General features: G+C 39.0%; 6 protein-coding genes and 1 pseudogene. 5 read left to right on the forward strand and 2 right to left on the reverse strand.

From position 1 onward, the window contains the following. On the reverse strand, positions 1-2,635 hold a 2,635-nt coding region (locus AC1DDX_RS13425), incomplete at its 3' end, for a ligand-binding sensor domain-containing protein (RefSeq protein ID WP_477622144.1). A 210-nt stretch (positions 2,636-2,845) separates the two neighbouring features. Between AC1DDX_RS13425 and AC1DDX_RS13430 the strand changes: the two genes are divergently transcribed. Genes AC1DDX_RS13430 through AC1DDX_RS13445 form a run of 4 tightly spaced genes read left to right on the forward strand, consistent with a single transcriptional unit; the run spans position 2,846 to position 10,633 of the window. After that, entirely contained in the window at positions 2,846-6,067 is a 3,222-nt protein-coding gene (locus tag AC1DDX_RS13430; protein WP_337715959.1) for a SusC/RagA family TonB-linked outer membrane protein, read from the forward strand. Between the two features lie 31 nt (positions 6,068-6,098). Beyond that, entirely contained in the window at positions 6,099-7,883 is a 1,785-nt protein-coding gene (locus AC1DDX_RS13435; protein WP_337715961.1) for a RagB/SusD family nutrient uptake outer membrane protein, read from the forward strand. Positions 7,884-7,931: 48 nt separating this feature from the next. Next, on the forward strand, positions 7,932-9,380 hold the full coding sequence (locus AC1DDX_RS13440) for an alpha-L-fucosidase (protein ID WP_337715963.1): 1,449 nt from the start codon (positions 7,932-7,934) through the stop codon (positions 9,378-9,380). Continuing rightward, on the forward strand, positions 9,377-10,633 hold the full coding sequence (locus AC1DDX_RS13445; RefSeq protein ID WP_337715965.1) for a DUF2264 domain-containing protein: 1,257 nt from the start codon (positions 9,377-9,379) through the stop codon (positions 10,631-10,633). Before AC1DDX_RS13440 ends, AC1DDX_RS13445 begins: the two co-directional genes overlap by 4 nt. On the opposite strand, the gene AC1DDX_RS13450 is transcribed toward AC1DDX_RS13445, so the two are convergent. After that, positions 10,627-11,478 carry a universal stress protein gene (locus AC1DDX_RS13450; RefSeq protein WP_337715967.1) on the reverse strand — a complete coding sequence of 284 codons (852 nt, stop codon included), beginning with the start codon at positions 11,476-11,478 and terminating at the stop codon, positions 10,627-10,629. The genes AC1DDX_RS13445 and AC1DDX_RS13450 overlap by 7 nt on opposite strands. Before the next feature lie 272 nt (positions 11,479-11,750). Here AC1DDX_RS13450 and AC1DDX_RS13455 point away from each other — a divergent pair. Beyond that, positions 11,751-12,013, forward strand: a pseudogene (locus tag AC1DDX_RS13455) (polysaccharide biosynthesis/export family protein); the annotation flags it as partial.

Consider the following 12,013-nt stretch of genomic DNA (forward strand, 5'->3'; position numbering starts at 1 on the left):
CCGTTATAAGCCTCATTAGCCTGTCGGCATTGTTTTTTATTGGAATAACCTGTTGATGAATTTCCAGATTATCCTGTGATGTTTTAGCAAGGTTTTCTAATGGTGCAAGAATTAATGTTAACGGAGTTCGAATCTCATGGGCGATATAGGTGAAGAAGTTTAACTTCATCTTTTGCACATCTTCTGATCGTTTTAATAATGCACGTATAAAAAGATACCTCACGGTAAGGAAGAGTATGACTGAAAATAGGAGCAGGTAGCATAAATATGCCCACCAGGTAGCCCATAGAGGAGGTAATATGGTGATATTAATGCTTGCTGATGCCTGGCCTGGTGTGCCGTCGTTGTTAACTCCTTTAACTACAAATGTATATTCTCCGGATGGAAGATTAGCATAGCTGGCGTTTGGAATGTCTGAATTGATCCAGTCTTTGTCGTACCCTGCTAACTTATAAGTATATTTATTTTTGTCTGGTCTGATGTAATTTAGCAGGGCAAAACCCAGACTAAAATTATTGTGATTATGTTTGAACCTAAGGTTTTTGGTAGTATTAATATTTTCTTTTAGCAATTGATCCGGGCCATTTACAGCGACAGGTTGGTTGAAAAGCTTTAACTCTGTAAATACAATAGGATCGATATGAGTATTGATCTCTATCTGGTTGGGAAAGAACGAAGTAAGACCATTATAACCTCCAAAAAAGAATTCATTGTTATGGTCCTTAAAAAAGGACCTCATATTAAAGTCGTTTCCTGCAAGGCCATCGCTTTTAGTGTAATTTTTGAATTTTCCGGTTATCGGATTGAGTATTGACAGTCCATTATCCGTGCTGATCCATAAATTACCCTCTTTATCTTCAATAATGCCAAGTACATTGTTGTTGCACAAACCATCTTTTTGTGTATAGGTTTTAAATTTCCCTGTTCGGGAATCAAATAAGGAAACCCCGCCAAAATAGGTTCCAAGACAAAATTTTCCATTTGAGGTTTGTATGATACAGTTGATGTAATCTGACTGCAAACTATCGGCATTTCCTTCTTTTTTTGTGAAATACGCTAGCTTTCCCGTTTTTGGATAGTAAAGATGCAACCCTTTGGTTGTGCCTATCCAAATGTTTTTGTCGGCGTCTTCAAAGAGTGTTTGGACATATCTGGAAAGTAGTTTTTTCTCAATGGGGCTTTTTAATGTGTGATCACTAGAGCTACTTATATTATTGAGCCCGTCTCTGGAGCCGACCCAGATCATACCATTACTATCTTCAAGTATGGTCATAATATCTGCACTGCCCCGATTGTTACTGGTGTCTTTTACATTGGTTATTTGCCGGGTAAAGGCCTTAGTTGCCGGATTAAAAATGCTAATGAGACCTTCGTGCATGCCAATAATCAGGTTGCCGTTCTTTTGCCGCAGGACCGTTTTAACCAGATTAGAGGGTAATGTATTGTTGTTACCGGGAATGGATTTATAATGAGTGTAGGTATTATTGCTACGATTAAAATGGTTGAGCCCACCGCCTTCTGTTCCGATCCAGAGATTGTGGCGGTCATCTTCAACAATTGTGCTGACGATGTTGCTGCTCAGGCTGGAAATCAGTCCACTTGCTCTATAAGTTTTAAAACCAGTAGAATAGGGGAAAAGGGCATCGACCCCACCGTAAAAGCTTCCAATCCAGACGGTGTTACTAACATCCTGAAAAATGCTGTGTAGTGAATTCTGGGTAAGACCTCCATTCTGATCAGGATTGTGTTTGTAATTGGTGAATATTTTTGTTTTGGGGTTTAATATGCTTAAGCCTTCTTGTGTTCCTATCCATAGTGTTCCGTCCTTATTGCAGATGATGTCGCGTATGTCGTTATGAACAAGGGTGTGGATGTTGTTTGAGTTATGGGTGTAGTGCGCGAATGTACCCCTTGTTTGGTATAAGTTTAAACCCTTGTCGGTACCAATCCAGATGTTGTTGGCTTTATCGCTGGTGATACTGGTGATATAGTTAGCACTGATGCTGGTAGAGGAGTGAGCTGAATTTTTGAAGAGGACTGCCCTGGACTGGCCGTTATTTATGGTCATTCGTATTAATCCATAGCCTGTTCCAACCCACAGGTTCTGCTCATGATCTTTAAACAGACTATATATGTTATTTATCCGTTGGTTTTTATCAAGTTTATTAAAACGGAATATTTTGAATTTGCCGCTTTTCCTGTCTAGTAAACCAAGCCCGTTGTAAGTACCTACCCACAGATTTTTCTGAGGATCCTCATAGATGCAATTTATGGTGTCGTTTAGAATTTTGACTTTGATAAAGTTGTCGTTCTTATTATCGTATCGGCTTAGCCCATTAATTGTACCGATCCACAACTGACCAAAGGAGTCGGCCAACAGGCAATCGATTACATTATGAGGTATGCTTTTACTGTCTTTTGGATTGTTGGTATAAATCCTAAACTGAAAACCGTCGTATCTGTTCAACCCTCGTCTGGTACCAAACCATAGAAAATGTTTTTGGTCCTGAGCGATACTTATAACGGAACTTTGAGACAGACCATTTTCCATGCTAAGATTGCTGAAGGCAGCTCCCTTTTGGGCATAGTTATGAAATGGTAAAAGTAGAAGGAAGAAGAGACAAAATGCCTTCATAATCAATTAAAGGTGTGAAAATACTCCTTTAGTTTTGAATTTTCTACCATATGATTTAGAATTTTCATCTTTTTTGAAAGAATTAACAGCCAGTTTTGATTCCATTAAATGCAAACATTATCAACTGAGGGAGGTGATATGAAAACGTTTGCAGAATGAACCACTATAACCAAAACATCAAACTAATCTTTAAACCTAAACAATGAATTCATGAAATCAAAAAATCTACGCTTCTATGCGACTGGACTTATCTGTTGGCTGACTTTCAGTAATAGCATAGTTTTAGACGCACACGCGGAAAGAAAGACTGACCCGCTTAAATTGTCATTACCAAAGACAATTCCTTTTAAAAAGAGCCAGCAGAAAGCTTTAATAAAAGGCCAGGTTGTTGACGCCAGTAACCTTCCGGTACCAGGTGTGAACATTAAGGTAGAAAAATCTAATACCACCACCGCAAGTGATGTAAACGGGAATTTCCAGATTACAGCTAATGTTAATGACGTATTGGTATTTACTGCCATTGGTTTTACCACTAAACGTATTGTTATTGAAAATGAGCATACAAGTTTAAAAGTTGCCCTGCAGGAGGAGAACAATAAACTTAATGAAGTAGTGGTAGTGGGATATGGCGTACAGAAGAAGGCAAATTTAACAGGTGCAGTTAGTCAGATCGATTCAAAGATGCTTGAAAACAGGCCAACGGCGAACCTTGGTCAGGCGCTGCAAGGAGTGATGCCTAATTTTAATGTTAGTATTTCTAATGGCAGTCCTAATACTTCTGCATCTTACAATATCAGGGGAGCTACTTCCTTTTATAAGGATAAGAATGATGGTAATAAGATTAAGTTTTCATCTGGGCAGCCTTTTACACTGGTGGATGGGATTGAGATGGATCCTAACCAATTAAATCCGGAAGATATAGAGTCTGTTACCTTGTTAAAGGATGCAGCCTCTGCCGCTATTTATGGAGCCAGAGGAGCATTTGGTGTACTTTTGATAAAGACCAAATCTGGCAAAAGCGGACAAACAAAAGTGAATTATTCTAATTCCTTTCAATGGAGCTCACCTACAGCTGTTCCGGACATATTGGATGCCTATACCATTCAGGAGGCAAGTATTAAAGCTTCGGAGCTGGAAGGTATTTCGGCCGGTTCAAATGAAATATTGAAACTGCAGAAGATTAAGGAGTATATGGATGACCCTATAAATAATGAACCTTATTATTTTGCAGATGCCGACGTAAATAAAACCAATATTCTATGGAGAGGCAATGTAAATCCATACAAGGAAGCCTTGTTAAAGTCTTCGCCTATGCAAAAGCATAACTTGTCATTGTCGGGTGGAAACGATAGAACATCATTTTATGGCTCTATTGGTTATCAGGACCAGGACGGATTATACAAGATTAATACAGATAATTTTAAACGTTATAACGCCTTGTTAAATGTAAGTTCAAAAGTAAACCAGTGGTTTAAAATGGATTTCAGAACAGCCTATAACAGTTCAACTTATATAGAACCGGTTAGCCCATCGGGCAAAGGGGGCTGGTGGACAGCAATGTCGCAGGAGCCTAACCGAAATGTGAATATGCCGATACATGTTCCCTCATCTTTAAATCTGCCACAAAAATATACAGATAATATATTGTCTTTTATGGAGTATGGTTCGTCTGACAAGGAAACTAAATCGAATATTTTATTAGCAGCTGCACCAACTTTTACACTTACAAAGGAATGGTCTTTAAAAGGAGACTTTTCTTATCTAAGCAATAGCAACATTCAAAAAACAATTTTGCCACGTTTAGAGCGCCTGGAAAGTACAGTAGGTTCATTTACTGCAGTTCATACTGATCCTGATTATGTTTACCGGTATAATTTAAATTCTAATAAGTACACCATAAATATCTTTACCGATTATGCCAAGACAATAGCGGATAAGCATAATTTTCATGGAACAGTGGGTTTTAACCAGGAATGGTATACCGACCAAAGCGTATCGGCCCAAAGAAACATGATCAATTCAAATGTTCCGGTTCTTGGGCAGGCACAAGGAGAAAGAACAGTAGGCGATAGTGAACAGGAATGGGCAGTTCGTGGTCTGTTTTATCGTTTTACATATAACTATGATGGCAAATATTTATTTGAATCAAATGGTCGCTATGATGGTACTTCTAAGTTCCCTTCTGACATACGTTATAAGTTTTTTCCTTCATTTTCTGCGGGATGGCGCGTAAGCGAGGAATCTTTTGCGAAAGGCATAAAACCATATATCAATGATTTTAAGTTAAGAGCTTCATATGGTAGTTTGGGTAATCAGAACGTAGCCAATTACATATACATCTTAAACTATGGAACGAATAGTCAGCTTCAATACCTATTAAATGGTGTAAGACCTGTGGGGGTTACACCTCCGGGCCTGGTTGATCCGGATTTAACCTGGGAAACAGCAACTACAATTGATTTTGGATTTGATTTGACAGCATTTAAAAACTTTGAAGTCAATTTTGATTGGTACAGAAGAAGGACTTCTGACATTTTAATTGATGGCTTAAAATATCCTTCTGTTCTGGGTGCTTCATCGCCAACCAGAAATTCGGCAACCATTGACACAAAAGGCTGGGAGTTAACAATGAAATACAGAAATTCAACAGGTTTTGGATTAAATTATGATTTGGCCCTTACGCTTGGAGATAGCCAGTCGGAAGTAGTAAAGTTTGATAATAATCCGAACAAGCTGTTAAGCGATCAGTATTTATATGAAGGCCAGAAAATGGGTGAGATTTGGGGTTATGAAACCTACGGGATTTTTCAGACTAAAGAAGAAATTGCGAATTCGCCCACTCAAAAGCTAATTTCATCCGGCCTTTGGTTTCCAGGTGATGTGAGATATAAAGATATTGATGGTAATAACGAGATTAATTTTGGAAATAATACTGTTGGGAATTCCGGAGACAGGAAGATCATAGGGAATAGTACCCCAAGATATCAGTTTGGCTTTAACTCCAATTTTAGCTACAGGAATGTAGACCTGGATATATTTGTACAGGGTGTAGGAAAGAGAGACCTGTGGATTGGAAACAATCTTTACTGGGGAGCTGGTACAACAGGTACATGGGAAACTTACAATAACTCCTGGACTCCGGAGCGTACAGACGCATTTTACCCTGCCTATAAAAATGCGAGCAGGAACAGACAGGTACAAACAAGGTATCTCGAAAATGGTGCTTACCTGCGCATGAAAAATTTAGCATTAGGGTATACACTTCCTAAGGGCTTTACCAATAAAATTAAATTGCAAAGGGTAAGACTTTCTGCTTCTGCCTATAATTTATTTGAATTTAAGAGTGTTCCGAAAACTTTTGATCCTGAATTGGTTGGGATGAACTATCCAATTATCAGATCATATGCATTTGGCTTACAGGCAACATTTTAGGTTAAATAATTAGTACTCAAATTAAACAAACATGAAAAACAATATCAAAATATATACACTGGGTGTAATAGCCTGCTTGCTGCTCTTTGGATGCAAAAAGAATCTGTTAGACCGCTATCCTTTGGATCAGATCACTGATGAAAATTACTGGAAAACCGAGAACGACTTAAAGCTGTATGCAAACAGCCTTTACCCAAAATACATTGTAGGATTTGGAACCGATTTTGCCGATGGTACGGTTCAGCCATATGGTGTAAATGTGAATACCTTGGTTTATGGGGATGTAATTACGGATAATGCCGCACCGCTTACCTATTCTAAAGTAGGTACCGATGAATACATTGCCTATCTTTCTGGTGGAAGCGGTTCCGGTGGATGGAATTTTGAAGGTGTGAGACAGCTGAACTTCTTTATAGATAATTATAAGCGTGCCAGTCTTCCGGATAATATAGCAAACAAATATTTAGGAGAGATCTATTTTTTTAAAGCATGGGACTATTTCAATAAGGTGAAGCTATTCGGTGATGTTTCGTGGATACAACATTCGTTAAATATAAATTCACCGGAGCTGTTTGGCGCAAGAACCCCAAGGGCTGAGGTAATGGATTCTGTAATGGTTATGCTTAACAGGGCCATAGACTACCTGCCGGCCAAAGGTACTGAAGAAACAAATCGTTTAAATAAGGATATGGCACTGTTCTTAAAATCCAGAATTGGATTATTTGAAGGTACCTACAGAAAGTACCATACAGAGCTGGGCTTGGATGCGAATACGTTTCTGAGATATTCTGCTGAAGCTTCTGAAGCCTTGCTTAACAAATACAGTTTAGTACAGGGAGATTACAATACCGTATACAATAGCTTGTTTGCTACGGAATCTTACAAATCCAATCCTGAGGTGATTATGTGGAGGGAGTATTCTGCAGCAGTGACTTACGGCGCCGCATTTAGCCGTTATTTTGCACAAAATTTAAGGCATCAGTTTGGAGCTACCCGTAGCCTGGTAGACGAGTATTTATGCGCTGACGGTTTAACCATTTCGACAAGTCCGTTGTTCAAAGGAAAGGGATCGATCCAAACTGAAATGGAAAACCGTGATCCGCGCTTAACCCAAACTATTGCCAATTTTGGAACTTACAATCTGGCTAATACCACCATACAGGGTGCGAATAATGCACCATTGCCAAACTTGCCGGGAATGAATGGCAATAAATGTCCAACTGGTTATCGTTTGGCCAAATGGTTCTATAATAATCCTGTGGATTGGGAAAGAGTTACCAATGGACAGCAGGCTGCCCCCGTATTTCGCTTTGCAGAAGTATTGTTAAACTATGCTGAAGCAAAGTATGAATTAGGTGAAGTGAATCAGCTTGTTATTGATCAGACAATTAACAAATTGCGGGACCGTGTAGGAATGCCGCATTTAACAATAGGCAATGAGCCTGCAGATTCACGTTTGGATGGGATCTATCAAACTTATGTTGGCGCTTCAATTCCTCCTTTATTAAGAGAAATTCGTAGAGAAAGACGTGTAGAGATGGCTTTTGAAAATACCCGTTGGGACGATCTGATGAGATGGAAGGCAGGTAAATTGATAAATGTTCCTGTTGAGGGCATTAAATTTGTTCAGTCGCAGTTCCCTACAGTAGTGGTTAACAAGGACATTTATTTAAGCGCCGAGGGATATATATTGCCTTATTTTAAAACAATTCCGGCCGGTCGCAAATTTGACGAAACGAAAGGCTATTTGTTTCCAATTCCTACCGAGGATCTGATCCTTAATAAAAATCTGGTACAGAATCCTAACTGGAAATAAAACTAACCCATTTAATTAAAAGAAAAGACACCTATTATTCCCTGAATCATGGTTAGAAAACCAATTAAAAGCTTCATCATTCTACATTTATTATTCCTTTTAATAGCAGGCACTACTGGCACTGTTTACGCTCAGAATGCTGAAAAGATAAAACTAAAACATGGCTCACACCGTGAGGGTAAACGTACCGATGCCATCATGCAAAAATGGAGAGGTAATGGACTTGGGCAGTTTATTCACTGGGGTTTGTATGCTATTCCGGGTGGAGAATGGAATGGTAAACAATATAATGGTGCCGCAGAGTGGATCCGGTCCTGGAATGAAATGCCCAAACCGGCATATGATTCGCTAATTTATAAGTTTAATCCCGTTAATTTCAATGCTGATCAGTGGGCTGCGATTGCAAAGGATATGGGAGCCAGATATGTAACCATTACCACCAAACACCATGATGGTTTCTGTTTATGGCCTAGTAAATACACATCGTATACAGTAGCCAATTCTCCATGGAAAAAAGACATCATGAAACCATTGGTTGATGCTTATGATAAGGCAGGGATAGATGTGATCTTATATTTCTCTATTATGGACTGGAATCATCCGGGATGGCGGTATGATATCAAAACCAGGGCGGATAGTATCGCCTTTGAGGGATTCAAAAAATTTACACGTAATCAGCTAATAGAATTATTGACTATGTATCCAAAAGCTAAAGGACTATGGTTTGATGGCACCTGGGATAAATCATGGATAAAGCAGGCGAAGTTTGCTGATGAACTGGAAGCCGAAATGCGAAAACTTCGCCCTGGTTTGATTATTGGCAGTCGTTTTAGAGCGGATGAATATGGAAAACGCCATTTTGATTCGAACAACGTACTTATGGGAGATTATGAACAAGGATGGGAGCGTAAACTACCAAATACGATTGCTGATGTACATGGAAACGACTGGGATTGCGTAATGACGATTCCAGAAAATCAATGGGGGTACAATAAAGCATGGAAGGGACATATTAAAACTTCAACTGAGTTAATAGAGATGACAGCAAAAGCTGTTTCATTGGGTGGGAATTTTGTGCTGAATTTTGGCCCCAAAGGAGACGGTTCTATCCGTGACCAGGAGAAAAGGCTTGCTTTGGAGATAGGCGACTGGATGAAAGTTAACAATGAGGCAATATATAATTGTGGATATAGTGGTTTAGAGAAGCAAGACTGGGGCTATTCAACAAAAAAAACACGTATTGATAAGATATATATGGTGGTCTTTAACATTCCGGTATCAGGCGCTTATCGTGTTAAATTACCTGCTAAAACTGCGATTGCCAAATCTTATCTGCTTGCCGACCAGAACCAGGTTTTAAAAGTAGAAGAAGTGCACACCAATGAATACTTTGTTTATGCCAACCCCGCTAGCCAGAGTAAACCCTTTGTGATTGTTTTGGAAACAAAGAAAAAGGAGCGCAGTGGTGAAAATAATTATGATAAAGCCAAAATATGAGAAGAAGAAAATTTATAGAAGCGATGTCATTTGCAACGGCAGCCGGCGTAGTGAGTTCAACACAACTTTTGGCTGCTGAATACAAAGCTAATCGCTTAGGCCCATATAGGAATGACCGGGAATACTGGTGCGAGCTTTTATATAAAATTGCCAGCCCGGTGGTTTCCAATCTGGCCAGCGGAACATTGAAGAAAAATATGCCGCTTGAGAAGTCGCCAACTTTTGATTCCAGATCGTTAAGTGTTACCTACCTTGAAGCGGTAGGTCGCACTTATGCGGGGATTGCCCCGTGGATTGCGCTGCCAGATGACAATACCAGGGAAGCTGTATTGAGAAAAAAACTGAGAGCAGACGCTATTACTGGTTTAAACAAATGCTTTGATCCATCAAGCCCCGATCTTTTAAATTTCTCAAAGGACTATCAGCCTATTGTGGATTCTGCTTACCTGGCGCAGGCATTTTTAAGGGCACCAAAGGCTTTATGGGAGCCTCTTGATTCATTAACTAAGCAACGGATCGTATCCTCATTTAAATCACTGAGGAACAGAAAGCCATTTAACAGTAACTGGTTATTGTTTGGCGCTATTACGGAAGCATTTTTGCTTTCTATTGGAGAGGAATATGACCATGTCCGGATAACAAATGGAGTTGATAGCCTGAATGACTGGTACAAAGGCGATGGATGGTATGGCGATGGACCTAATCTGGCATTTGATTATTACAATTCCTTTGTAATACATCCAATGATGGTTGATACGCTTCGGATTTTAGTTGATCATAAGCTAGCAGAAGAGAAAAGCTATGAGCTTGCATTAATCAGAATGCAACGTTATGCAGTAGGCCAGGAAAGAATGATTTCTCCGGAAGGTACTTACCCTCCAATTGGCCGTTCCATTACTTATAGGACAGGTGCTTTTCAGGCCTTAAGTCAGATTGCCCTAATGGAAAAGCTTCCTGAATCTATTTTGCCAGCACAAGTTCGGTGTGCATTAACAAAAGTTAAACAGAATATGTATAGTATACCAGGAACTTTTGATAAGAATAACTGGCTAACTCTGGGTTTTTGTGGACATCAACCAGATATTGCAGATTACTATACATCCACAGGTAGCCTTTATATGGCTACGCTTTCATTTTTGCCATTGGGCTTACCTGAAACTAATTTGTTCTGGACACAAGCACCTGCAGACTGGACTGCAAAGAGCGCCTGGAGCGGTAAGTCTTTTCAAAAAGATTATCATGTAGATTATTGATGGACTTTTTGGTGGACTTCCTTTAATATTAATAAGGGTAATTGCGTATTCAAAGCAAGTTTTCTTGTCATGCTTTTATGAAATAGCCCCTCAAAGAAGCCATACGTTTTTGCAACTATTATGACTATACCTGAGGCGTACTGTTTTGCAAACTCCATGATTCCTAATGCAACGTCCGGATTATCTGTATAGTGGTATTCCGGAGTTTCATTATCCCATAACTTGTGAAGGTTATATTGTTCTATAATGCGATCAGGATTAAAATGAGCTGATTCATTATGATCAACGTTTAGCAGGAGAAGCCTGGTGTTTAAAGCATGCATAAATGACTTTATGGTATTTACCGGGCTGGTTTCGTTTACTTCTTTCAAATCACAACTTAACACCATGTTTTTTATAGTTGTGTAACTCGACTCATTAGGAATAACAAGAATGGGCATTGATACGCTTTTAACAATGCTTATTGTGTTACTACCTATTAAGGCGGTAAGTCCTCTGCTTTTCCCTGTAATGCCGATAACTACAAAAGGATCGGGGTATTGCTTTGAAAGCTGTTCTAGGCCCATTATTATGGGACTGTCGTCGGTAAAGATTTCGATAGCGGTATCTTCTGCACACAGATCCGAAATTGCCGTTTTTACATTATTAAGAGATGTGATGCTTTTCTCATGTAAAATGTGTGCATCTCTATTCTCAGGAAATGGAATCTCGGTAGCAACAGGTAATTCATAGGAGTGATATAACAAGATTTGTTTAGCATGAAGCTGTTTACTTAACGATGCTGCATACCGTGCTGCATTTAATGCAGATGCAGAGAAATCAGTGGCAATGATGATCGTTTTCATGGATTTGCTCCCTATTCGCCTCTTGATAACAATTATAGTGAGCAGAATGTTTTACTTTTCTAAAAAGCAGGACTGAGTAATCACACAGGTTGTGAGAAACTTATAACTACTTATTGTGAAAGATATTTCACAGGTATGTGCAATAAACTGTGAACTTTTTACAAAATGGTTTACAACTAGTTAAAGTATGGTTCACGGATTATAATAAGTGTGTAAATTCATATCATAGTATTTAATCAAACATTTATTGTGTTTAATTTAAATTATATTTTATGAATCTAAAACACCTCTTCTGTTACTTAATGTTAATTATATTAAGTAGCTGTTCCAGACAAAGAAATTTAGTTTATTTCAGTGATCTTAAAGGAGCCAGCGAAAGTAGTTCACAGGTTTTAGATGCCGGAGAGCCCACCATACTTCAAAATGACGTGCTGGGTATTACAGTTAATAGTACCAGCCCCGAATCTAATATTTTATTTGCTTCTGTTCCAAGTAATCCAACAGTAGGTGGAATATACGAAAGAGAAGGTTACAG

This window comes from Pedobacter sp. 10L46_2 (genome assembly GCF_056395165.1).